20 protein-coding genes are annotated in these 23677 nt (G+C 73.2%); 7 read left to right on the top strand and 13 right to left on the bottom strand.

Annotated elements, in window-relative coordinates:
- Nucleotides 1–60: 60 nt before the first annotated feature.
- Both ACZ51I_RS22955 and ACZ51I_RS22950 read left to right on the top strand, forming a co-directional pair.
- A complete protein-coding gene (locus tag ACZ51I_RS22955; protein ID WP_468878861.1) occupies nucleotides 61–951 on the top strand; it encodes an ABC transporter ATP-binding protein in 891 nt (296 codons plus the stop codon).
- A complete protein-coding gene (locus ACZ51I_RS22950) occupies nucleotides 948–2585 on the top strand; it encodes a transporter (protein WP_468878858.1) in 1638 nt (545 codons plus the stop codon). The genes ACZ51I_RS22955 and ACZ51I_RS22950 overlap by 4 nt, the downstream gene beginning before the upstream one ends.
- Here the strand turns inward: ACZ51I_RS22950 and ACZ51I_RS22945 are convergent.
- Nucleotides 2572–3474 carry an aminoglycoside phosphotransferase family protein gene (locus tag ACZ51I_RS22945; protein ID WP_468878856.1) on the bottom strand — a complete coding sequence of 301 codons (903 nt, stop codon included), beginning with the start codon at nucleotides 3472–3474 and terminating at the stop codon, nucleotides 2572–2574. The genes ACZ51I_RS22950 and ACZ51I_RS22945 overlap by 14 nt on opposite strands.
- A gap of 160 nt (nucleotides 3475–3634) precedes the next feature.
- Between ACZ51I_RS22945 and ACZ51I_RS22940 the strand changes: the two genes are divergently transcribed.
- On the top strand, nucleotides 3635–4195 hold the full coding sequence (locus tag ACZ51I_RS22940) for a GNAT family N-acetyltransferase (RefSeq protein WP_468878854.1): 561 nt from the start codon (nucleotides 3635–3637) through the stop codon (nucleotides 4193–4195).
- A gap of 87 nt (nucleotides 4196–4282) precedes the next feature.
- Here the strand turns inward: ACZ51I_RS22940 and ACZ51I_RS22935 are convergent, their stop codons facing one another.
- From ACZ51I_RS22935 to ACZ51I_RS22925, 3 genes are all read right to left on the bottom strand, one after another.
- A complete protein-coding gene (locus ACZ51I_RS22935) occupies nucleotides 4283–5509 on the bottom strand; it encodes an FG-GAP-like repeat-containing protein (RefSeq protein WP_468878852.1) in 1227 nt (408 codons plus the stop codon).
- Between the two features lie 84 nt (nucleotides 5510–5593).
- Entirely contained in the window at nucleotides 5594–6619 is a 1026-nt protein-coding gene (locus ACZ51I_RS22930) for an alpha/beta fold hydrolase (protein WP_468878849.1), read from the bottom strand.
- Nucleotides 6620–7100: 481 nt separating this feature from the next.
- On the bottom strand, nucleotides 7101–7790 hold the full coding sequence (locus ACZ51I_RS22925) for a metal-dependent transcriptional regulator (RefSeq protein ID WP_468878848.1): 690 nt from the start codon (nucleotides 7788–7790) through the stop codon (nucleotides 7101–7103).
- Between the two features lie 208 nt (nucleotides 7791–7998).
- Between ACZ51I_RS22925 and ACZ51I_RS22920 the strand changes: the two genes are divergently transcribed.
- Nucleotides 7999–8754 (top strand): SIS domain-containing protein, encoded by a 756-nt coding sequence (locus ACZ51I_RS22920; RefSeq protein WP_468878845.1) that lies wholly within the window; start codon nucleotides 7999–8001, stop codon nucleotides 8752–8754.
- An 8-nt stretch (nucleotides 8755–8762) separates the two neighbouring features.
- Here the strand turns inward: ACZ51I_RS22920 and ACZ51I_RS22915 are convergent, their stop codons facing one another.
- Together ACZ51I_RS22915 and pdxH are read right to left on the bottom strand one after the other, a co-directional pair.
- A complete protein-coding gene (locus ACZ51I_RS22915) occupies nucleotides 8763–10094 on the bottom strand; it encodes a PAS domain-containing protein (protein WP_468878842.1) in 1332 nt (443 codons plus the stop codon).
- 358 nt (nucleotides 10095–10452) lie between these two features.
- Nucleotides 10453–11082: a pyridoxamine 5'-phosphate oxidase gene (pdxH, locus tag ACZ51I_RS22910; protein WP_468879630.1), complete on the bottom strand. Its 630-nt coding sequence runs from the start codon at nucleotides 11080–11082 to the stop codon at nucleotides 10453–10455.
- A gap of 222 nt (nucleotides 11083–11304) precedes the next feature.
- On the opposite strand from pdxH, the gene ACZ51I_RS22905 reads away from it, so the two are divergent.
- A complete protein-coding gene (locus ACZ51I_RS22905; protein ID WP_468878840.1) occupies nucleotides 11305–12405 on the top strand; it encodes a citrate synthase 2 in 1101 nt (366 codons plus the stop codon).
- 78 nt (nucleotides 12406–12483) lie between these two features.
- Here the strand turns inward: ACZ51I_RS22905 and ACZ51I_RS22900 are convergent, their stop codons facing one another.
- Nucleotides 12484–13524, bottom strand: coding sequence for an isopenicillin N synthase family dioxygenase (locus ACZ51I_RS22900; RefSeq protein WP_468878837.1), 1041 nt, complete (start codon nucleotides 13522–13524; stop codon nucleotides 12484–12486).
- A gap of 370 nt (nucleotides 13525–13894) precedes the next feature.
- On the opposite strand from ACZ51I_RS22900, the gene ACZ51I_RS22895 reads away from it, so the two are divergent.
- On the top strand, nucleotides 13895–14932 hold the full coding sequence (locus ACZ51I_RS22895; RefSeq protein WP_468878835.1) for a M4 family metallopeptidase: 1038 nt from the start codon (nucleotides 13895–13897) through the stop codon (nucleotides 14930–14932).
- Between the two features lie 8 nt (nucleotides 14933–14940).
- Here the strand turns inward: ACZ51I_RS22895 and ACZ51I_RS22890 are convergent, their stop codons facing one another.
- The 3 genes from ACZ51I_RS22890 to ACZ51I_RS22880 are packed head-to-tail and all read right to left on the bottom strand — an operon-like array spanning nucleotide 14941 to nucleotide 17839.
- Nucleotides 14941–15549 carry a TetR/AcrR family transcriptional regulator gene (locus ACZ51I_RS22890; RefSeq protein ID WP_468878833.1) on the bottom strand — a complete coding sequence of 203 codons (609 nt, stop codon included), beginning with the start codon at nucleotides 15547–15549 and terminating at the stop codon, nucleotides 14941–14943.
- On the bottom strand, nucleotides 15537–16265 hold the full coding sequence (locus ACZ51I_RS22885) for an enoyl-CoA hydratase family protein (protein WP_468878831.1): 729 nt from the start codon (nucleotides 16263–16265) through the stop codon (nucleotides 15537–15539). Before ACZ51I_RS22885 ends, ACZ51I_RS22890 begins: the two co-directional genes overlap by 13 nt.
- Nucleotides 16262–17839: a 4-coumarate--CoA ligase family protein gene (locus tag ACZ51I_RS22880; RefSeq protein WP_468878829.1), complete on the bottom strand. Its 1578-nt coding sequence runs from the start codon at nucleotides 17837–17839 to the stop codon at nucleotides 16262–16264. Before ACZ51I_RS22880 ends, ACZ51I_RS22885 begins: the two co-directional genes overlap by 4 nt.
- Nucleotides 17840–18078: 239 nt before the next feature.
- Here ACZ51I_RS22880 and ACZ51I_RS22875 point away from each other — a divergent pair, with 239 nt between their 5' ends.
- Nucleotides 18079–19767: an FG-GAP repeat domain-containing protein gene (locus tag ACZ51I_RS22875; RefSeq protein WP_468878826.1), complete on the top strand. Its 1689-nt coding sequence runs from the start codon at nucleotides 18079–18081 to the stop codon at nucleotides 19765–19767.
- A 90-nt stretch (nucleotides 19768–19857) separates the two neighbouring features.
- Here the strand turns inward: ACZ51I_RS22875 and ACZ51I_RS22870 are convergent, their stop codons facing one another.
- The 3 genes from ACZ51I_RS22870 to ACZ51I_RS22860 form a co-directional block, all read right to left on the bottom strand.
- Nucleotides 19858–20475, bottom strand: a complete 618-nt coding sequence (locus ACZ51I_RS22870) for an excalibur calcium-binding domain-containing protein (RefSeq protein WP_468878824.1) — start codon at nucleotides 20473–20475, stop codon at nucleotides 19858–19860.
- 144 nt (nucleotides 20476–20619) lie between these two features.
- A complete protein-coding gene (locus ACZ51I_RS22865) occupies nucleotides 20620–21753 on the bottom strand; it encodes an acyl-CoA dehydrogenase family protein (RefSeq protein WP_468878822.1) in 1134 nt (377 codons plus the stop codon).
- On the bottom strand, nucleotides 21750–23669 hold the full coding sequence (locus ACZ51I_RS22860) for an acetyl/propionyl/methylcrotonyl-CoA carboxylase subunit alpha (protein WP_468878819.1): 1920 nt from the start codon (nucleotides 23667–23669) through the stop codon (nucleotides 21750–21752). Before ACZ51I_RS22860 ends, ACZ51I_RS22865 begins: the two co-directional genes overlap by 4 nt.
- Nucleotides 23670–23677 lie beyond the last annotated feature (8 nt).

Genomic DNA, 23677 nt, shown 5'->3' with positions numbered 1-23677 from the left:
GGCCCCGCCCGTAGGGTGTCCCCGTACGTATGACGGGGACGACCGAAAGGTTGACTGACCATGCCTGACCAGGCATTTGACGGAGCGTTCGAGACGGCGGGCGCCGCACCGGGGGACGGTGCGGCGCCCGCCGTGCTGGTCGAGGGGCTGTGGAAGCGCTTCGGCGAGCAGGTGGCGGTGAGCGGGATCGATCTCGTCCTGCCCGCCGGCCGGTTCATCGGGCTCGTGGGGCCCAACGGCGCCGGCAAGACCACCACCCTCTCCATGATCACCGGCCTGCTGCGCCCGGACCACGGGCGGATCCTCGTCGCCGGGCACGACGTGTGGGCCGACCCGGACTCGGTCGCCCAGGTCAAGGCCCGCATCGGGATCCTGCCCGAGGGCCTGCGGCTCTTCGAGCGCCTCTCGGGCCGTGAACTCCTCGCGTACACCGGCCGGCTGCGGGGGCTGCCCGGCGCCGAGGTCGACAAGCGGGCGGCGCAGCTCCTCGACGTGCTCGACCTGACGGGCTCGCAGAACAAGCTGGTCGTCGACTACTCGACCGGCATGCGGAAGAAGATCGGCCTCGCGGCCGCGCTCCTCCACAATCCCGAGGTCCTCTTCCTCGACGAGCCCTTCGAGGGCGTCGACCCGGTCTCCGCGCAGACCATCCGCGGCGTCCTGGAGCGGTACACCGCCTCCGGCGCGACCGTCGTCTTCTCCAGCCACGTCATGGAGCTCGTCGAGTCGCTCTGCGACTGGGTCGCCGTGATGGCGGCCGGCCAGATCCGCGCGCAGGGCCCGCTGGCCCAGGTCCGGGGCACGGCGCCCTCGCTCCAGGCGGCCTTCCTCGAACTCGTCGGCGCGAACGGCCGCGAGGCGGCCGGGGACTCCCTGGACTGGCTGGGCGGCGGGACGGGATCGGGTACGGGCACGGACGCCGGTACGGGCGCGGGCGGTACGCAGCGATGAGCGCCGCCACCTCTCCCGTGACGCCCACCACCGCCCCCGTACCGTCTCTGACCTCCGTTTTCGTACGGCTCAAGGTGGCGCTGCTGCGGAACGCGCTGCGGCAGTCCGGCGGGCGGACCGCCGCGTACATCGTGACGATCGTGTTCGGCGTGGTCTTCGCCGCCGGAATAGTGCTGGCCTTCGTCCTCCTGCGGGGCCACGCGGGTGCCGCCACCGTCGCGCTCCTCCTCACCGGCGTGCTCGCGCTGTCGTGGACCGTGATGCCGCTGTTCATCTCCAGTGGTGACGAGACCCTCGACCCCTCACGGCTCGTGATGCTGCCGCTCCTGCCCCGGCCGCTGGTCCGGGCGCTGCTCGTGGCCTCCCTCGTCGGCATCGGGCCCGTCCTCACCTTCGTCCTGGCCCTGGGCGCGGCCCTGTCCCTCGCCCACGGCGCGGCGGGCACCGTCCTGGCGGTCCTCGCGGTCCCGCTCACGACGGTGACGTGCGTGGCGCTGTCCCGGGCCGTGGCCGCCGCCAACGTCCGGCTCCTCACCTCCCGCAAGGGCCGGGACCTGGCCCTGCTGAGCGGTCTCGTCATCGCCGTCGGCATGCAGTTCGTGAACTTCGGCGCCCAGCGCCTCGGCCGGCCCGGCGGCCTGGAGTCCCTGGAACCGGCGGCGGCCGTCATCGGCTGGCTGCCGCCGGCCGCCGCGATCGGCGCGGTCGACTCCGCGAGCCGGGGCGACCACGCGGTGGCGGTGGCCCGGCTGCTGCTCACGGCGGCAGCCCTCGTCGCGCTCGTGTACTGGTGGCAGCGGAGCCTGGTGCGGCTGATGGTCGAGCCGGACGGCTCCACGATCGGCGCGGCCTCCGACGCGGCCGCGGCCGAGAAGGCGGGCTCGGGGCTGCTCGGCCGGATCCTTCCGCAGGGGCGCACCGGCAGCATCATGGAGCGCAGCCTGCGGTACATCTGGCGCGACCCGAAGACGAAGGCGGCGTGGGTGACCTCGCTCGCCATCGGCCTGATCGTCCCGCTCTTCAACGCCTTCCAGGGCGCGGGCTCGATCTACTTCGCGTGCTTCGCCTCCGGCATGCTCGGCATGCTGATGTACAACCAGTTCGGGCAGGACGGCTCGGCGTTCTGGATGGTCGCCCAGACCATCTCGACGGCGGCCGACGCGTACGCCGAACTGCGGGCGCGGGCCCTTGCCCTGCTGATGATCACGCTGCCGTTCACCCTGCTCGTGACCGCGCTGACGGCCGCCGTCCTCGGCGACTGGGCGCGGTTCCCCGAGGCCCTGGGGCTGGCGCTCGGCCTGCTCGGCGCGATGGTCGGGACGGGAGCGGTGACCTCAGCGCGCTTCCCGTACTCGATTCCTCAGGACAGCGGCTACAAGAACGTGGTGCCGGGGCAGGCGGGTCTGGCCTGGATCTCGATCATGGGCGGCATGTTCACGGCCGCGATCCTGTGCGCCCCGCTGATCGCCGCGACGATCTACCTCCACGTCTCCGACCAGGCGTCCCTGCTGTGGCTGATCCTCCCGGCCGGCACGCTGTACGGCGCACTCCTCCTCGTCGCCGGCCTCAGGCTGGCGGCCCCGCGCGCGGCGCGCCGCCTGCCGGAGATCCTGACGGCGGTCAGCAAGGGGTAGTCCGGGGCTGCTCGTTCGCCAGTACGCGGGCGAGGGCGGCGCGGCCGGCCGGGCCCCAGGTCGGCTTCCCGCCCGGGAGGCCGCGTTCGCCCGCGTGGCCGATGTCGATGAGACCGGCCGCGCGGAGCAGGGCCCAGCCCCGGGCGCGGCGGACGGTCGCCCCGTCCCCGTCCCCGTACGCCTCGAAGAAGTGCGGGGCCGCGCCACCGGGCAGCAACAGCCACGCCGCCGAGAGGTCCGTCGCCGGGTCGCCCGCGCGGAGTTCGCCGAAGTCCAGCACCCCCGCGAGGGTGCCGTCCGAGACGACGACGTTCGCGGGGTGCAGGGCCCCGTGCAGCCACACCGGCGGGCCCTGCGGGCCGGGGGCCGCGAGGGCGTCCTCCCACACCCGTCGGACGGCCTCCGGGTCGGCGTGGGCGGCCAGGAGCGGGAACCCCGCTTCGAACCCCGCCGTGAAGCCCCCGAGGGGCACGCCCCGGTCCGGATGGGCGGGTGCGTCCTCGGGCGCCTCGCGGTGAAGCGCCCGCAGGAAGCCCGCCAGCGCCTCGGCCGCGTGGCCGCCGCGCGTGACGGGCGTGGCGTCCGCCGGTTCGCCCGGAACCCAGCGGGCGACCGCCCAGGTCCGGGGGAAGCGCGCGGACGGTTCCCCGGTGCGTACGGGGACGGGGACGGGCAGCGGGAGCAGCGGCGCCAGGGCGGGCAGCCAACGGTGCTCCTTGCGCAACAGGCCCGGAGCCCGTTCGGTACGGGGCATCCGTACGGCCAACGCGTCGCCGAGCCGCCACATCTGGTTGTCCCAGCCGCCCGGCACCCGCCGGAGCGGCAGCTCCGCCAGGTCCGGGTGCTGGTCGTGGAGCAGCGCCCGTACCAGGCTCTCGTCGATCTCCATCGCGTACCCCCTGATGACTGGCCGTCCCATCGTCGGCCGGCCCGGGGAGCGAGCATGGAGGACCTGGTCCGCCTGCGGCAGCCCGCGCCCGTACCGGCGGCCGGCGGCCGGCGGCCGAAATCCCTTGCCCGAGGCGACCGGCGCGGACGATCCTCCCCGTATGGATCCTTCGCGCCCCCAGCCCTCGCCCCCGCCCCGCATCGAGCTCGACGACGGGCTCACGCTGCGCGCGCTCGAGGGCGAGGCGGACCTCGCCGAGTTGTTCCGGGTCATCGAGGAGTCGGTGGAACACCTGCGCCCGTGGATGCCGTGGGTCGCCGAGCACAGCCACGAGAGGACCGTGCAATTCCTGTCCTCCCGCGCGGAGTTGTGGGCCAACGGCGACCAGTACACCTATGCGATCGTGCTCGACGGGGCCCTCGTCGGCACCTGCGGGCTGCACCGGCACGACGACACCCCGGACGACACGCTCGAGATCGGCTACTGGCTGCATCCGGCCGCCACGGGCCGGGGCCTCGCCACCCGCGCCGCCCGCGCCCTCGTCGAGGAGGCCTTCCGGCTCCCCGGCGTCACCGGCGTCGAGATCGTCCACGACATCGCCAACCACGCCAGCGGCGCCGTCCCCTCACGCCTCGGCTTCACCGACCACCGCCGCCGCCCCTACGAGCCTTCCGCACCGGGGGAGACGGGCGAGGACAGGGTGTGGCGCCTGAGCCGGTGAACCCGTAACGACGCCTGGGAGCTGGGGCGGTGGCACCGGAAAGGGCCCCCACCCCGGCGGGTGGAGGCCCTCACGCGTCGGCCACGGTCAGAAGGCCCCGTTCAGGCCCCACCAGTTGCCGTCCTCGGGGACGCCGGCGTTGAACGCGCCCGTGCCCTTGCCCGTGTACAGGACCAGGCAGCCCACGCCCCGGCATTCCGGCGAGACGTAGCTGCTGTTGGTGATCGTCGCCAGGTCGTTGCGGCCGTCGCCGTTGTAGTCGCCGACCGCGAGGAACGACGCCATGACGTTCCAGCCGCCGCTGCCGATCAGTACGCGCGAGCCGAAGGTGCCGCTCGCGGTGCCCGGGTAGAACCAGAGCTTGCCCGTGGCGCCCTCGCGGGCGACCAGGTCGGCCCGGTTGTCGCCGTTCAGGTCACCGGTGCCGACCAGCGCGTTCATCGCGGTCCAGCCGCCTGCGCCGATCAGCTTGCGGGCGCCGAGCGTGCCCGCCGAGGTGCCGGGGTACAGCCACAGCTTGCCCGTGGACTTCTCGACGGCGAGCAGGTCCGAGCGGCTGTCGCCGGTCAGGTCGCCGAAGGCGGTGAGCTTGTCCATGGCGTTCCAGCCGCCGGCGCCGACGAGCTTCCGCGCACCGACCGCGCCGGTGCCGGTGCCCGGGTAGAGCCACAGCTTGCCCGTGGCGCCCTCACGGGCGATGACGTCCTCGCGGCCGTCGGCCGTGAAGTCGCCGTGCCGGGTGACCGCGTTCATGGCGTTCCAGCCGCCGGCGCCGACGAGCTTGCCCGTACCGTCGCCGGGCAGGAACCAGAGGCGGCCGGCCTTGTCGCGGACGAGGACGTCCGACTTCTTGTCGGCGTTCAGGTCACCGAAGCCCGCCGCCTTGGGGGCGGTGGAGGCGTGCCACTCCGGGTACGCGGGCAGGACGCACTCGCGCTCGGTGGGGACGAACTTCAGCGAGCTGACGGAGTTGCTGCCGGGACCGCCCCACTCGGAGCCCGAGGGGCTCGGGTCGATCACGCCGGCGCCCGCGGAGTCGCCGTAGTTCGGGTCGTCGTACAGGCAGGCGAACCTGCTCGTGCGGTTGACGACCGAGCGGAACGTGTTGTCCCAGGTCCCGAGCGTCGCCGTGTTCACGTTCGTCTTGTACATCGTGCCGGTGCCGTTGTCGGACTTCCAGGCACAGAAGTAGCCGGACGGACAGTCGCTGATCGCGGCCTGCGCCGGCGCCGCGCCCGCGCCGAAGAGGCCGAGCGAGGTGAGCCCCAGCGTCGTGGCCACCGTGGCCACGCGCCGCAGCATGGAAATGCGCATTGAGTTCCCTCCAAGCGGCGCGGAGGCGTGCTGCTCGACGCGCCGTGAGAGGGACCGTACCGTGCGGCCTTCCGGTGCCCGCCGTCAGGGGGTCAGCACCCCGTTCAGGAACGGCTCCACCGCCTCGCTCCAGGCCTCCGGGTGCGTGTAGTGGAGGAGGTGGCCCGCGTCGGGGATCTCCGCGTACGCCCCGTGGGGCAGGACCCGGACCATCTCCTGGGCCTCCGCGCGGCCCAGCTCGCCGTCGAGGCCGCGCACGACGAGGGTGGGGCAGCGCACCTGGGCGAGGGAGTCCCAGTGGGCGTCGTGGACCCAGGTCTCGCGGGAGGTCAGCATCTGCTCCGGGTCGAAGACCGGACGCCAGCCGTCGGGGTGCTCGGCCATCACCTCGGCGAAGAACGCGCCCCGCGCCGGATTCGGGGTCTCCACCCAGGGGTCTTCGGCGCCGAACCAGCGGTGAACGGCCTCCAGGGACGCGAACGGCGCCGGCCAGCCCCGGAACCAGTCCTGCCAGGCCCGCTGCGAGGCCGCGCCCAGCGCCGAGGCCCGCATGTCGCAGATGACGAGGGCCCGGACGAGGTCGGGGCGCTCGGCCGCCAGCTGCCAGGCGGTCAGGGCGCCCATGGAGTGGCCGACGAGGGTGACGGGGCCGAGACCGAGCTGCTCGACGACGGCGGCGGCGTCCGCCACGTACGCCTCGCGCGTGAACGGTCCGGCGGCCGGCTTCTCGCTCGCGCCGTGGCCGCGCTGGTCGAGGGCGACGATCCGGTGGCCACCGGTGAGCCGGCGGACGGCGGGGGCCCAGTGGCCCGCGTGCCCCATCAGACCGTGGAGGAGTAACACCCCGGGAGCGGGAGCCTGCGATGCCGGGAGGTGGGGTGGGTGGGCGGCCTGGGGGGCTCGTACGGGGCGGGGGACGGGTCGGCCGCCGGGGCGCGCGGCGCCGTCCGGGCCCGGCTGCTGCGGGCCGGCCTGTGGGCCGATCCCGGGGCGGCCGGACCCGGCCGGTCCGGCAGCGCGGTCCCAGAACACCGCGTGGTCCTGGGCCGTGTGGTCCCAGGCCGCCAGCCGGACGCCGTCGGCCCCGGTGACGTCGAGTCGTCGCACCATGGATCCGGCACCCCCTCTTTTCCGTCGAACCTCGCCAGACTATCGAACTCGCATTCGAAAATGCGCTCCTGCCACACAACACCCCTCGTTCGAGTGACACGCCTCAAGGATTGACGCGCCCTGCCGAGGGGAGATCTTGAGCGGGAGGCGGACCGCTCGGGGAAAAACGGTCCGAGGGGAATGACCTTGAGAGCTCGGGGCTCCAGGTCAGCACAGGGGAGGACAGGCCCCGGCGCCGGAAGGCGCCGGGGCCCTCTGTCGTCCGCAGCCCTCATGGCCCCACCCCCGCACCCGCTCATCGCCCGGCTCGTACCAGCGTGGCACGGCAAGGGCGCGGGCGTGGCGATTCCGGCGTAAAACGGGGCGCGCGCCAGATCCCGGATACGCGAGGGGGCGCCCCGCCGGTCGTCACAGCCCCGGCAGGGCGCCCCTCACTCCGTACGCGAAAAGCCCGTACGAGCAAAGCCCGTACGGGAGAAGCTCAGCGCTTCGCCACGAACACGTGCGCCGCGACCTCCGCGCCCAGCTCCGCGGCCTCGCCGCTGCTGCCCACCAGGACACCGCCCGGCGACTCCGACACCGACACCACCGAGCCGGGCTGCACGCCCGCCCTCCGCAGCGTGTACATCAGCTGGGCGTCCGTCTGGATCGGCTCGCCGATCCGGCGCACGACCACCGTCTTGCCGTCGCTCGCGTCCAGGTCGGCGAGCGACACCATCGAGTCGTCGAGGAAAGCCTCGGCCTCCGCCTTCTCGCCCAGCTCCTCCAGGCCCGGGATCGGGTTCCCGTACGGCGACTCCGTCGGGTGCCGCAGCAGCTCCAGCACCCGCCGCTCCACGGCCTCGCTCATCACGTGCTCCCAGCGGCAGGCCTCGGCGTGGACCTGCTCCCACTCCAGGCCGATCACGTCGACGAGCAGGCACTCGGCGAGGCGGTGCTTGCGCATCACCCGGGTGGCGAGGCGACGTCCCTCGTCCGTGAGCTCCAGGTGGCGGTCGCTCGCCACGGCCACCAGGCCGTCGCGCTCCATCCGGGCCACCGTCTGGCTCACCGTCGGGCCGCTCTGGTCGAGCCGCTCGGCGATCCGGGCACGCATGGGGACCACACCTTCTTCCTCGAGCTCGAGGATGGTGCGGAGATACATCTCCGTTGTGTCGATCAGTCCGGACATACGTGCCCCTCGATGAGTCGTGCGCTGGCCCTGCCCCAATTCTGACGCATCGGACCGACAACCGGGCCGCGCCGGGGAGAGGCAGGGCGAGGCGGTATTGACAGAGCAATGGTCCAGACCGCACCGTGATCCGCGACCTCGGCGGGAGCCGCGACTTCCGCACACGACGCGCACGACCCCCCGAGCACGACGAGAAGGAGCCGCCGCGATGGGCGAGAGCAAGCTGGCCGGACAGTTCTTCGACGCCGCGATCGGCCTGCTCAAGGAGGTGCGCGACGGGGACTCCGCCGAGATCGCCGCCGCCGGAGCCGCGATCGCCGCGGCCGTCGCGAACGGCAACCGGCTCTTCGCCTTCGGCGCCGGCCACTCCTCGCTCGCCGCGCAGGACGTCGTCTACCGGGCCGGCGGCCTCGCCCTGATGAACCTGCTCGCCGTCCCCGGCACCGTCGGCGTCGACGTCATGCCGGCCACCCTCGGCTCCGCCCTGGAGCGGGTCGACGGCCTCGCCGGAGCGGTCCTCGACTCCTCCCCCGCCAGGGCCGGGGACGTCCTGATCATCATCTCCCTCTCCGGGCGCAACGCCCTGCCCGTCGAGATGGCCATGAACGCCCGCGCGCTCGGCCTCACCGTCATCGGCGTCACCTCGCTCGCGTACGCCACGGAGACGAAGTCACGGCACGTCTCGGGGACGTACCTCAAGGACCACTGCGACATCGTCCTCGACTCGAGGATCGCCGTCGGGGACGCCGAGCTCACCCACGAGGGCATCGAAGCACCCTTCGCACCCGCCTCCACCGTCGTCACCAGCGCCCTCATGCAGGCCACGATGGCCGCCGCCGCCGAGGAACTCGTACGCCTCGGCATCGAGCCCCCGCTGCTGCGCTCCGGCAACGTCGACGGCGGGCACGAGTGGAACGGGCGCGTGATGAGCGAGTACGGCGACCGGATCTTCTTCCGGCACTAGCACGCGTTTCAGCTCGCGCGCTCGGCCAGGGCCAGTTCCGCCGCGACCCGGGCGGCCACCGACTCGGCGTACACCACGTCCTCCCGCTCGAAGGGCGCCCGGCAGGCGGCGCGCAGGAACGTCAGGACGCCGAGGGTCCGGCCCCGGGAGCGCAGGACCACGCACAGCGCGTGGGCCGCGTCCCCCGGCCACTGGTGGGCCTCCGCCCACACCTCGGCCGTCCGGCCCGCGCTCGCCCGCACCGTGCCCACCCGGTCCCAGGCCTGGAGCGCCGGATGCCTCGGCCCGTACCGCAACGGGATCCCGCCGCCCACCACCGGCGAGGACGGGCCGGGGGCGGCGCCCGCCGGGGTGGCCAGGGCCCGCGTGAGCCGCCGCTCCCCCGCCGGCCGGTCCACCAGGGCGTGGTCGGCGAACCCGGCCAGGGCGAAGTCGAGCAGGACCGTCGCCGCCTCCGCCGGGTCCTCGCACTCCGCGGCCGCCGCGCCCGCCCGGTGCAGCTGGCTCCACCGGAACCGCAGCCGGTCGGCATCGCGCGCCGCGAGCCGCTCCTCCGTGACGTCCTGGAACAGCCAGGCCACGCCCAACGGCACCGGCTCCTCCGCCATCGGCGACGACAACAGCAGGAAGCCACTGCGCCAGCACCGCCGCCGGTCCCCCGAAGCCGTCCGCAGCGTCACCCACACCTCGGCCGGCGCGGGCGGCGTGCCCTCCGCCAGGACGTGCTGGAGGGCGTCCTCCAGCTCCTCCGCGCCGTGCACGACTACGTCACCGAGCGGCCGCCCGAGCAGAGCCGTACGCCCGGTCCCGAAGGCGCGGGCCGCGTGTCCGTTGACCATGGCCGGGCGCAGGTCGGCGTCGACGAGGACGACCCCCCAGGAGGCGTCCTCGAACAGGGCCTCGCTGAGGGCCACCGAACGCTCCAGGTCGAGCTGGACGTGGACCTCGCTGAACGCGCAGTACACCCCGGCCGGAGCGCCGTCGGCGCCGCGCACGCCGGCGGCCTGGCTCCGTACGAGCACCCGCCCGCCGTCCTTGCGCAGCAGCACGAACTCGTGGACCTGGCGCCCGGGGCCCTTCATGGCTCCCATCAGCCGCCCCAGGGTCTCCTCGGCGTCCGCGCTCCGCGCCGCCCACCCCTGGAACCCGCGCCGCCCCACGGCCTCCCCGGCGGACCACCCGAGGATCCGCTCGGCCTCCCGGTTCCAGTGCGTGACCGTCCCGTCGGCGTCGAACGCGCAGAGCGCGGCGTCCATCCCGTCGAGCAACGCGGCCAACAGATCGGCCCCCGCCCCCGGGACGGCAACGGCGTCGCTCGCGGCCCCCGTGAATGCACTCATCCAGGCACCCCCCATGCTGCGACCATTCAACTGGAACGTGACCCAGCGCACACCACCTTCGTCAAATCCTTCGTTCCGAATCACCCACGTAAATCGCTTGAGCGGGCGGCGGACCGTTCGTACTGTGTGGGTACACGCGAAAGGAGGTGATCCGGAAAAATGGTTTCTTTTCGGACTCGTGAGGTGACTGCGGGCTGAGGCCTGCCAGTCGCACTCTGTGCACCTCGGCAGGCCTTCTGCCGAACACCAACGCAGTCACCCGACCCGTGAGTCGCCGGCAAGTCCGGCCGGCCGGCTTCCGTCCGAACCTAGGCGGACGGAGCCAGGACTCACGGGTCGTCTGCGTTCCCGGGGCGGGTCAGGGCGCCAGGCGTTCCACCCGCCATGTCCCGTCGGGCTCGCGGACGTAGCGCAGGCGGTCGTGGAGGCGGTTCTCGTGGCCCTGCCAGAACTCGACCGTCTCGGGGACGACGCGGATGCCGCCCCATTCCGGGGGGACCGGGACCTGTTCGGATCCCGGGTAGCGGGCGGCCAGTTCGGCGTAGCGGGCGAGGAGGTCCGCGCGGGACGGGATCACCGTGGACTGGGGGCTCGCCCAGGCGCCCAGCTGGGAGCCGTGCGGGCGGGTGCGGAAGTAGGCGACCGTCTCGTCGCGGCCGACGCGGACCGCGCGGCCGGTGACGATGACCTGGCGGGCCAGCGGGTGCCAGGGGAAGAGCAGCGAGGCGTACGGGTTGGCCGCCAGCTCCCTGCCCTTGCGGGACTCGTAGTTGGTGAAGAAGACGAAGCCGGCCTCGTCGTAGTGCTTCAGGAGGACCGTCCGGGAGGACGGGCGGCCCTCGGGCGTCGCGGTCGAGACGATCATCGCGTTCGGCTCGTGGATGGCCGGATTCGCGGCGGTCTCCTTGAACCAGCGGGTGAACTGCCCGACCGGTTCGGGCGCGAGGTCGGCCGCGGAGAGCTCCGTGGTGCGGTACTGCTCGCGCATGTCGGCGGGATCCAGGGCGTCGGTCACAGGGCCATCCTGCCGCAGCGCCCCAGTCTGCCCGGCACCACAGGGCGCTAATCCTCCCTCGCCGAATCGGCGCAGTGTGCCGGATGTCACGCTTCCCCGCATCATCGGAACCGTACAGACTCTTCGGCTGGATGACTGTTGATTCCCCACCATCGACCAACACGGTTGATCGATCATCGATAGAGGAGCCGCCTGATGTCCGACTTCGTACCCGGCCTCGAGGGAGTCGTCGCGTTCGAGACGGAGATCGCCGAACCCGACAAGGAGGGCGGCGCCCTCCGCTACCGCGGGGTCGACATCGAGGACCTCGTCGGTCACGTCTCCTTCGGGAACGTCTGGGGCCTGCTCGTCGACGGCGCGTTCAACCCGGGCCTGCCGGCCGCCGAGCCCTTCCCGATCCCCGTGCACTCCGGTGACATCCGGGTCGACGTGCAGTCCGCCCTCGCGATGCTCGCGCCCGTGTGGGGCCTCAAACCGCTCCTCGACATCTCCGCCGAGCAGGCCCGCGACGACCTCGCCCGCGCCGCCGTCATGGCCCTCTCGTACGTCGCGCAGTCCGCGCGCGGCCAGGGCCTCCCGATGGTCCCGCAGAGCGAGATCGACAAGGCCGACTCGGTCGTCGAGCGCTTCATGGTCCGCTGGCGCGGCGAGCCCGACCCCAAGCACGTCAAGGCCGTCGACGCCTACTGGACCTCCGCCGCCGAGCACGGCATGAACGCCTCCACGTTCACCGCGCGCGTCATCGCCTCCACGGGTGCCGACGTCGCCGCCTCGCTCTCCGGCGCCGTCGGCGCCATGTCCGGCCCGCTGCACGGTGGCGCGCCCTCCCGCGTCCTCGGCATGATCGAGGAGATCGAGCGGACCGGCGACGCCACGGCGTACGTGAAGCAGGCCCTCGACAAGGGCGAGCGCCTCATGGGCTTCGGCCACCGCGTCTACCGCGCCGAGGACCCCCGCGCGCGCGTGCTGCGCCGTACGGCGAAGGAACTGGCCGCGCCGCGCTTCGAGGTCGCCGAGGCGCTGGAGAAGGCCGCCCTGGAGGAGCTGCACAACCGCCGCCCCGACCGGGTCCTGGCGACGAACGTGGAGTTCTGGGCGGCGATCGTCCTCGACTTCGCGGAGGTCCCGGCCCACATGTTCACGTCGATGTTCACGTGCGCGCGTACGGCCGGCTGGTCGGCGCACATCCTGGAGCAGAAGCGCACCGGCCGCCTCGTCCGCCCCTCGGCCCGCTACACGGGCCCCGGCCAGCGGGACCCGCGCGACATCGAGGGCTACGCCGACATCACCGGCTAGGACCGGGTCCTGGCGCAGGCGGTCCGGGCCGACCCCGCACAGGCGGCCCGGAACCCGCCCGGGCCGCCGGGGTGCCGTCTACACCAGCTGGGCCTGCTGGTCCTGGGAGAGCAGCAGGTCCGCGTGGTGGCGGGCCGTCGTCAGGGGGTGGGCGCGGAGCTTGCCCTTCAGCTCGTTGCGGCCGTACTCGGCGAACAGCGGGTTCGCCGGGTCGGCCGTGACGCCGGGCGCCCGGTCCTCGAACGGGAACTCCAGCGGCGTGATCCGGGCGTCGAGCCGCGGGTTGTAGAAGAACGGCACGGAGAAGCGTTCCGTCGCCCCGGGCGGGGAGACCACCCGGTGGTTCGTCGCGATCAGGTAGCCGTTCGTGGCGACCTCCAGGAGTTCGCCCAGGTTCACGACGAACGCGCCCGGCAGCGGCGGCACATCGTGGAAGTTCCCGTCCTCGCGCTGCACCTGGAGCCCGCCGACCTGGTCCTGGAGCAGCAGGGTGAGGAAGCCGTAGTCCTTGTGCGCGCCGACGCCCTGGTCGTCGCCCTCGCCGCTGCTGCCGGGGTAGCGCACCAGCTTGAGGTGCGGGTGGGCGCGCGGGCCGAAGATGTCGTCGTAGAAGTCCGCGGGCGCGCCGATGGAGGCGAGCAGCTCGTGGAGGAGGCGCTCGGCGACGCCGCTGAGGCGGTCGATCCAGTGCAGGGCGGCCGTGCGGAGCTCGGGGAGGGCGGCGGGCCACTGGTTGGGGCCTTCGAGCCACCAGTACGGGGCTTCCCAGGGTGCCGGTTCGCGCGCGGGGCGCTCGGCGCCGATGTCGAGCTGGTCGCGCCAGTCGCGGGCGCCGGCGGTGCGCTCGTCGCCGATGCGCGTGTAGCCGCGGAAGTGCGGGGAGTTGATGTTGTCGAGGGCGAGCCGGTCGGCCTCGGGCAGGGCGAAGAAGGCGTGCATGGCGGAGGTGAGCGCCCGCGTCTCGGCCTCGGTGACGCCGTGCCCGATGAGCTGGAAGAAGCCCACGTCGTGGGCGGCCGAGTGGAGCTGCGCGTGGAGCAGCCTCCGGGCCTGGGGGTCTCGGTCGGCCGCCGAGAGGTCGACGATGGGGAGCTGCGAGGAGTACGAGCTGTTCGTCATGTGTATGCATCCGCGGGGTGTACGGGTGCCCGGGGCGGCCGCCAGGGGTGGGGCGGGGGCCACGGGTGCCGGTCGGCTGGGGCTCGGACGAGGGACCGCAGGGGTGTGGAGTGGTACCCCGGAAGGTCAGGCGGAGCGGCGACAGCCCATGCTCGTGACGCGGACGTAGTCCACGTGGCGACGGCGTACGAGCAGAGGCATGGGATCAGCGTACTGCGGCGCGGTCGGGGGGACTGTGGTGCGCGTCACGTCCGCTGCGGGGATGGCTCAAAGCCTGTTCAAAGTGGCGGGGGTGCGCGAAGATCGCCGCCACGCGTGTCCGGTACACGCCAAGCTTTTCGTCGCCGCATCCCATCGCAGGAGGATGTCCATGACCCGCCGCACCTCTCGTGGCCTGGTCGCCGCGGCCGCCGTCACCGTGGCCACCGCCACCGCGGCGCTGCTCCCCTCCGCGGGAGCCTCCGCCGCCGCGCCGCCGCAGGCCCGCGTCTTCATGGTGAACCCGGTCCAGTCCTCGGGCGACCAGTCCCTCACCGACCACAAGGACGCGGTGAGCGACGTCCCCGCCTCCGCGTACGCCACGGTCGCGCTGCGGAACCTCGACGCGAGCGGCGCCCTGTCGGGCCGCTGGGTCGCCGTCCGCTCGGAGACCGGTAACCCCGCGACGGCCGCCGGCGCCGCCTCGTACGACCGCTCCGACGACGAGTTCGAGCAGGTCATGGCGTACTTCTGGGTCAACGAGGCGCAGGAGTACCTCCAGGGCCTCGGTTTCGGCACCGAGCTGCGCGGGGCGAACGACCGGGTGCAGCCGGTCCGCCTCAACCAGTGGGGCGCCGACAACTCGTTCTTCACCGACAAGAAGGCCGAGATCCGCTTCGGCAAGGGCGGGGTGGACGACGCCGAGGACGCCGAGGTGATCGTCCACGAGTACGGTCACGCGGTGCACCACGCCCAGGTGCCCGGCTTCGGCACCTCCCCCGAGGCCGGCGCGATCGGCGAGGCCTTCGGTGACTACCTGGCCGTGGAGGTCGGCACGAACGCGGTGACGAAGTACGGCTGGCCGATGAAGGCCGACCTGGCCTGCGTCGCCGACTGGGACTCCACCGGGTACAGCGCGGCCCCGCACTGCCTGCGCCGGATCGACGGCACGAAGACCTACGCGGACCGCGAGGGCGAGGTCCACGCGGACGGCGAGATCTGGTCCCGCGCGCTCTTCGACATCCGGAACAGGCTCGGAGCCCGCACGGCCGACCGGATCATCGTGAACGCGCAGTTCGGCTTCGCCGCCGACACCAGCTTCGAGGACGCGGCCCTGACGACGGTCGCGACCGCGCAGAAGATGTACGGGACGCAGGCCGCGACGGCCGTACGCGACGCCTTCCGCGCGCGGGAGATCCCGGGCGTCTAAGGGCCCTCTCAGGGGGTCAGCGCCTCGTTCACCAGCCGCGCCCACTGGGACACCACCCGTTCCCGGCGGGCGCGGTCGTCCGTCAGGAGGGTGGCGAGGCCCAGGCCGCGGGCCATGTCCAGGAGGCCCTGGACGGTTTCGCGGACGCCGGGCCGCGACTCGTCGGCGCCGAGGACCTCGACGGCGATGCGGTGGGACTCGCGCCCGACGCGCGCCTCGAGGTCGGTGACCCGTTCGCGGAGCTGCTCCTCGTCGGTGGCGGCGACCCACAGGTGGAGCGCGGCCCGGAAGAGGGGCCCGGTGTAGAGGCCGACGAGGGCGGCGACGGCTTGTTCGCGGTCGTCGGTACGGACCGCCCGCAGGGCCTGCGAGCGCTCCTCCGCGACGTACTCGACGGCGGCCGTGAACAGGTCCTCGCGGGTGGGGAAGTGGTGCTGGGCCGCGCCCCGGGAGACGCCGGCCCGCTCGGCGACGGCGGCGACCGTGGAGCCCGCCCAGCCGTGCTCGGCGAGGCAGGACACGGCGGCCTCCAGGAGCCGCTGCCGGGTGGCGCGGCTCCGGTCCTGCTTGGGGTTCCGGTCGGGCCGGTCGGGCTTGGGTGCGGTCAGAGCCGCCATGCGGGGTCCCGTCGTTCGAGGTAGGCCGTCATCCCCTCGCGCGCCTCGGGGGAGGCGAAGAGCGTGGCCGACCTCTGCACCAGGTCCTCCGCGTCGCGTTCGAAGGTCTCCAGGACTTTAGCGGTGACCAGTCGTTTCGCCTCCCGCAGGCCCTGCGGGGAGGCGGCGCGGAGGGCGTCGAGGATGCCGGGGAGCTCCTGGTCGCCGGCCGTCACGAGGCCCATGGCGACCGCCTCGGGGACGCCGAACCGCTCGCCCGTCAGGTAGTGCCGGGCGGCGGCGCGCGGTTCCAGCCTCGGCAGGAGGGTGAGGGAGATGACGGCGGGCGCGACCCCGATCCGTACCTCGGTGAGGGCGAAGTCCGCCCCCTCCCCCGCCACCACGATGTCGGCCGCGCCGAGCAGGCCGAGGCCGCCGGCCCGGGTGTGGCTGCCGGCGGTGACGTGGGCGACGACCGGTTTCGGCAGCTCGACGACCTGCCGGAGCAGGTCGACGAAGGCGTACGGGCTGGGCGGCGCCTTCAGGTCGGCGCCCGCGCTGAACGTGGAGCCGGTGTGGGTGAGGACGACCGCCCGGACCGCGGGGTCCTTGCCGCAGGTGGTGAGCGCGTCGGCGAGCTCGGTGACGAGCGGCGCGGAGAGGGCGTTGCGGGTGGCCGGGGAGTTCAGGGCGAGGGTGGTGATGCCCCGCTCCTCGGTGACGTGGACAAGGGTCATGCGCGGTCCCTCAGTTCCCTTCGGAGGATTTTTCCGGACGCTGCCCGGGGAACGGTGTCGATGAACTCCACGGCGCGGACCTTCTTGTACGGGGAGACGCGGGCGGCGACGTGGGCGATGACGTCCTCGGCGGTGAGGCCGGGCGCGGTGCTCTGGCGGACGACGAAGGCCTTGGGGATCTCGGTGCCGTCGGCGTCGGTGACGCCGATGACGGCGGCGTCGGCGATGCCCTGGTGGGTGAGGAGGAGCGCTTCGAGTTCGGCGGGGGCGACCTGGAAGCCCTTGTACTTGATGAGTTCCTTCACGCGGTCGACGACGTACAGCCAGCCGTCCTCGTCGACGCGGCCGACGTCGCCGGTGTGCACCCAGCCGTCGGCGTCGATCATGGCGGCGGTGGCGTCGGGGCGGCCTAGGTAGCCCTTCATGACCTGGGGGCCGCGGATCGCTATCTCGCCCTCCTCGCCGGGCGCCGCGTCCTTGGCGGGGTCGTCGAGGGAGAGGATCCGCATCTCGGTGGAGGGCAGCAGTCTGCCGACGGTGCCGGGCGGGGGCGTGGCGATGTCGAGCGGGGTGACGTGGGTGCCGGGGGACAGCTCGGTCATGCCGTACGCCTGCCGGACGGGCGGGAGGCCGAGGCGGGTGGAGCAGGCTTCGGCGAGGGCGGCGTCGAGGGGGGCGGCGGCGCTGACGATGTACTCCAGGGAGGACAGGTCGTAGTCGGCGACCGCCGGGTGCTTGGCGAGGGTGAGGACGATCGGCGGAGCCACGTACAGGCCGTTGACGCGGTGTTCCTGGATGGCGCCGAGGAAGGTGTCGAGTTCGAAGCGGGGCAGGACGACGACGGTGGCGCCCTGGCGGAGGGGCGCGTTCATGAGGGCGGTGAGTCCGTAGATGTGGAAGAACGGCAGGACGGCGAGGATGCGGTCGCCCGGCCCCATGGGGACGAACGGCTCCAGCTGGGCGAGGTTGGTGGCGATCGAGGCGTGGGTGAGCATGACGCCCTTGGGGACGCCGGTGGTGCCGGAGGAGTACGGGAGGACGGCGACGTCCTCGTCGGGGTCGACGTCGATCTCGGGGACGGGTCCGGTGGAGGCGAGGAAGTCCTGGAGCGAGCGGACGCCCTCGCCCTCTCCCGCCCGGTCGCAGACGAGGATCTCCGTGATCCCGCCCGCGAGTTCGGCGGCCGCGCGGGCGGTGCCGAGCAACGGGGACACGGTCACGATCCATCGCGCGCCCGCGTCCTTCAGCTGCTTGGCGAACTCCTCGGGCGTGGCGAGCGGGTGCACGGTCGTGACGGCGGCGCCCGCGCGCGTGGCGGCGTAGAACGCGACCGGGAACAGCACGGTGTTGGGGCTGTGCAGGGCGAGGACGTCCCCCTTGCGGACCCCGGCCTCCGCGAGCCCGGCGGCCACCCGCCGGTGGAAGGCGTCGACCTGGGCGTACGTGAGCGTCAGGCCCCCGGCCCCGTCGACGAGGGCCGGGGTGTCCCCGTACGCGGCGGCGCGTCCGAGGACGGCGTCGTGGATGGGGACGGAGACGGGCGGGACGTCCTCGTACGCGCTGTGGAACACCATGCGTTGCCCCCTGGGGAGGTGGAAGGTGGTCGCCAGGATCGCTGTTGTGGGCGGGACTTGGGGAGACCTTGTCAGCACCCCGAAGAACAATCAAGCACGCATGCATGGTTTTGGAGGGGGTGGGTGGAGCGGACGACCGGCGAGCCGGTCAAAGGTTGTACGCGGGAGATCTTCCTTTCCGTTCCCCGCGGTCCTTAGGATCCGGACGCCCACACTCCGCCCCCGTCCCGGGAGGGACTTTGCACCACACGCACCACCCGCGCCGAACGCGTCGGCTGGCGGCCTGCACCACCTTCGCGCTCGGCACGTGCCTGGTGTCCGCGACCGTCGCGGCACCGCTCGCCACCGACCCCCCGGTCGTCCCGGCCGCGGCCACGGCCGTCGCGAAGCCCCGGTTCGACCGGGACGGCGACGGCCGCAGCGACCGGATCTACCGGTCGGCCACCACCGGCAAGCTGACGATCATCCTGTCGAAGACAGGCGGCGCACCGTTCACGATCGGCGCCGACGATCTCAACGGCGCCGTCAGCGAGGAGATCCTGCCCGCGGACGACCTGTGGGGCGCCGACGGCGCCCCGGAGCTGCTGACGCTCCGCTCCGACGGCACGCTCCGGCTGCATTCCGCCGTGAGTCCCACGGAGACCGACAAGGGGGTCGTCTGGCAGGGCGGCGGCTGGCAGATCTACAACAAGGTCCTCGCCCCCGGCGACCTCACCAAGGACGGCCGCCAGGACCTGCTGGCCCGTACCCAGTCCGGCACGCTCTACCTGTACACGGGCAAGGGCAGCGTGGACTACCGGGGTCCCTTCGCGTCGCGCGTCGCGATCGGCGGAGGCTGGCAGATCTACGACCAGCTCGTCGGCACCAACGACCTCGACGGCGACACGATCGCCGACCTCGTGGCCCGGACACCGGCGGGTGACCTCTACTTCTACAAGGGCACCGGCTCCGCCACCACCCCGTTCAAGGCCCGCGTCCGGATCGGCGGCGGCTGGAACACGTACAACCAGATCATCGGCGCCGACGACCTGAACGGCGACGGCAGGGGCGATCTGCTGGCCCGCACGTACAGCGGTGCCTTCTACCGGTACCTCTCCACCGGCGGCGGGAAGTTCGGGACACGGACGTACTACGGCGGCGGGGGCCAGAACCTCTCGTACTACCTCGGCCAGGGCGGTGTGCCGGCCTACGGCAAGCACAGCCTCTACGTCGTGAACGGAGCGGGCAACTCCTACACCTACGGAACGCTCACCAACGGCACCTTCACCGCGCCCCGGCAGTTCGGCTTCGACGGCGAGTGGGCGTACCACTGGACGACGTCCAGCGTCCACGCCCTGGAAGCCGACGACCGGGCCACCCTGCTGACCGCCGACAACGGCGGTCTGTGGAGCTGGAGCGGCGACAGCACCGGCAACCAGGTCTCCAGCAGCCCGGTCTTCCGCGACTACGCCGTCCGGCTCTCGGTCGGCGACGTCACCGGCGACGGCAAGGCCGACGTCCTCGGCCTGGACGCGTGGGGCAGCCTGTTCCTCCACGCGGGCATCAAGAACGAGACGCCGACCCGCGTCGGCGCGGCCGTGAAGGTCGCCACGGGCTGGAAGACGGACACGCTGGTCGGCACCGGTGACGTCACCGGTGACGGCCGCCCCGACCTGGTCTCCCGCTACGACGACCGCCTGTACGTGCACCCGGGCACCGGATCGGCCACCGCGCCGTTCGCCGCGCGCGTCCTGATCGGCGCGGGCTGGGGCGGGTACGCGCACCTGGCCGGACCGGGCGACATCGACGGCGACGGCCGGGCCGATCTGGTCGCGGTCACCTCCGGCGGTGACGTCTACCGCTACTCGGCCACCGGCCGCGGCGGCGCCGCGACGTTCGCCGCCCGCGTCAAGATCGCCACGGGCTGGAAGTACGAGCACGTCAGCTGATCCGACCCGCCCTCGACGGCCCGCCCCCGGCACACGGGGCGGGCCGTCGCCGCTGCGGGGCCGGTCCGCCTACAGGCCCCTCACGGCGCGTCAGCGCTCGCAGGCCACTCCGTCGCCGTCGCGGTCGAGGTGGCTGCCGTAGCCCGGCTCGCCGATGTGGATGGGGGCGGCGCCGGCAGCGCGGACGGCGGAGCAGTTGGCGTAGTGGACGCCGGAGGGTGCCTCCTCCGTGGTCTGGGCGGGCTCCGGCTCCTCGGTGGTGGGCTCCGGCTCCGGGGTGCGGGTGCGGGTGGGCTTCGGGGCGGAGGTCCGGGGCGGGGCGGTGGTCGGCTCCGGGGTGGGCGCGACGGTGGTGGGCGTCGGGTCCGGGGTGGGCGCCTCGGTGGTCGGGCTCGGCTCGGGGGTGGTCGGGGCGGTGCTCGGCGCGGGCGTCGGGGTCGCGGAGGCCGTCACCGTCGCGGCGGGCTTCGGGTCGTCCACGCCGTTCTGCTGCGGGTCGTCGACGGCGAGGGCGATGAGGAACCACAGGGCCGACAGGACCGTGGCCACGATCTTGGTCCGGGTGGTCCAGCGGCTCAGCCAGGCCAGGGCTATGCCGCCGGGCGGGAAGAGCACCAACAGGGTGATGACCAGGGCGGGATGCTGCCACCAGCGGCGGGGTGGCGTCCACGGCGGCGGGGGCTGGAACTGGTGGGTGTTCTGGTACACGCGCGCCTCTCCCGGGGCTCGTGACGCTCGGACGTGAGCGAAGTGCAGGGATCGTACACGCGGTCTTCACAACCGGAGGCGGAATCGGCGAGATGAGACGTCAGGCACCGGCCCCGCCGCCCCCCGCCGGCGAGCCGGGCCCGCTCAGTACGACTTCGGGAGCCCCAGCGTCTGGTGGGAGACGTAGTTGAGGATCATCTCCCGGCTCACGGGAGCGATCCTGGCCACCCGGGCCGCCGTGATCAGGCGCGCGAGGCCGAACTCGCGTGTGAGGCCGTTGCCCCCGAGGGTGTGCACGGAGGTGTCGACCGCCTTCACACAGGCCTCGGCGGCCGCGTACTTCGCCATGTTCGCCGCCTCTCCCGCGCCCATGTCGTCCCCCGCGTCGTAGAGGTGCGCGGCCTTCGCCATCATCAGGCGGGCCAGTTCCAGCTCGATGTGCGCCTGGGCGAGCGGGTGCGCGATGGCCTGGTGGGCGCCGATCGGGGCCTTCCAGACCTGGCGCTCCTTCGCATACTTCACCGCCTGCGCGAGGGCGTAGCGGCCCATGCCGATCGCGAAGGCCGCCGTCATGATCCGCTCGGGGTTGAGGCCCGCGAAGAGCTGGAGCAGGCCCGCGTCCTCGTCGCCCACGAGCGCGTCGAAGGGCAGGTGCACGTCGTCGAGGGTCAGCTCGAACTGCTTCTCGTGCGCGTCGAGTTCCATCTCGATGTGCCGGCGGCCGAAGCCCGGCGCGTCGCGCGGGACGATGAAGAGACAGGGCTTGAGGGTGCCCGTCCTGGCGTCCGACGTGCGGCCCACGACAAGCGTCGCGTCCGCGATGTCCACGCCCGAGACGAAGACCTTCCGGCCGCTCAGGGCCCAGCCGTCCTCGATGCGGGTGGCGGTGGTGGTGATGCGGTGCGAGTTGGAGCCCGCGTCGGGCTCCGTGATGCCGAACGCCATCGTCCTCGACCCGTCCGCGAGGCCCGGCAGCCACGCCCGCTTCTGCTCCTCGGTGCCGAAGCGGGCGATGACCGTGCCGCAGATCGCGGGCGAGACGACCATCATCAACAGCGGCGCGCCGGCCGCGCCCGCCTCCTCCAGGACGATCGACAGCTCGGCCATGCCGCCGCCTCCGCCGCCGTACTCCTCGGGAAGGTTCACACCCAGATATCCGAGCTTGCCCGCCTCGGCCCACAGTTCGGCCCGGTCGAAGCCGGGTCCGTGGCGGTGTCCGAGCGCGGAGACGGCGGCGCGGAGTGCGGTGTGCTCGGGGGTGTCGACGAGGGTGCTCATGCGGGGACTTCCTCCTGTGCATCGGTCTGTACGACGGCGAGCAGGGCGCCTACCTCGACCTGGCGGCCGGGGGCGGCGTGGAGCGCGGTGAGCGTGCCGGAGGCGGGGGCGATGACGCGGTGCTCCATCTTCATGGCCTCCAGCCAGAGCAGCGGCTGTCCGGCGGTGACCCGGTCGCCGACGGCGAGGCCGTCCGCGACCCGGACGACGGTGCCGGGCATCGGGGCGAGCAGGGAACCGGGTGCTCGCAGGTCGGTGGGGTCGGGGAAGCGGGGGTGGACGGTGAGGCGGTGGCCGCCCGCGTGGACCGTGTCCTCGTACGCGGTGACCTCGAAGTGTCTGACGACTCCCGCCACTTCCAGGCTCACCCGGCCGGGCGTCGCCTCCACCACCCGTACGCCCTCCGGGGACGTGACCTCGTAACCGCCGTCCCGGGTCGGCCGGTAGCGGATCTCGTGGTCGCCGTACGTCCTCGTCTCGTCCTGCGACCGCAGATTGCGCCAACCACCACCGAACCGGCCGGTGCGGGCCGCCGCCTGGGCGAGGGCGGCGGCCGCGGCCGCGTACCGCCCGTCCGGGGGCGGGGCGAGCAGGGCGGGCAGGTTCCGGTCGTAGAAGCCCGTGTCGAGGGCCTCCTCGTGGGCGTACTCGGGGTGCCGCAGCGAGGCGACGAGCAGGTCGCGGTTGGTGACGGGGCCGTGCAGCACGGCCCGCTCCAGAGTGTGGGCGAGCTTGCGGAGCGCCGCCTCCCGGGTCGGGGCGTGGACGATCACCTTGGCGAGCATCGGGTCGTAGTGGACGCCGATCGTGTCCCCGGAGGCGTATCCGGTGTCGACGCGCACACCCGCCGGGGTCTCGAAGCGGTGCAGGACGCCCGTCTGCGGCGCCCACTCCCGCGCCGGGTCCTCGGCGTAGAGCCGGGCCTCGACGGCGTGGCCTCGCGGGGCCGGGGGCTCGGGGGGCAGCGGACGGCCCTCGGCGACGGCGAGCTGGAGGGCGACGAGGTCGACGCCGTACACCTCCTCCGTGACGGGATGCTCGACCTGGAGGCGGGTGTTCATCTCCAGGAAGTGCGCCTTGGGGGTCCCCCCTGCTCGAGCGAAGCCGAGAGCTTGGGGGACATCCGCGACCAGGAACTCGACCGTGCCCGCGCCGACATAGCCGACGGCCTTCGCCGCCCGGACGGCCGTGTCGAGGAGACTCGCTTCGAGCGCGGCGGGCAGACCGGGCGCGGGTGCCTCCTCGATGACCTTCTGGTGCCGCCGCTGGAGGGAGCAGTCGCGGGTGCCGAGCGCCCAGGCCGTGCCGTGGGCGTCGCACAGGAGCTGCACCTCGACGTGACGGCCGTTCTCCACGTACGGCTCGACGAACACCTCGCCGTCACCGAACGCGCTCGCCGCCTCCGCCGAAGCGGCCTTCAACTCACCTGCCAGGGCGTCCAGTTCCCGGACGATCCGCATGCCCCGGCCGCCGCCGCCCGCCGCCGCCTTCACCAGGACGGGCAGGTCGGCCTCGCCGACGTCCTCCGGACGGAGGGGCGCGATCCCCAGGAGCTCCTTCGCCCGGGTCTTCGACGCCATCGCCTCGATCGCCGCCGGCGGCGGGCCGATCCACACCAGACCGGCGTCGGTCACGGCCCGCGCGAAGCCGGCGTTCTCGGAGAGGAAGCCGTAGCCGGGGTGGACGGCGTCGGCGCCCGCCGCGAGCGCCGCCCTCACCACCAGGTCGCCGCGCAGGTACGTCTCCGAGGGCGCGGCCCCCGGCAGCCGTACCGCCGTGTCCGCCTCCCGGACGTGCAGTGCGCCGGCGTCCGCGTCGGAGTACACGGCGACGGTCGCGATGCCGAGGTCACGGCAGGTGCGGAAGACCCGGCAGGCGATCTCGCCCCGGTTCGCCACGAGGACAGTCCTGATCACCTGATGCC

It is taken from the genome of Streptomyces sp. NPDC034084 (genome assembly GCF_055575535.1).
This window is presented reverse-complemented; position numbering and strand designations above follow the sequence as displayed.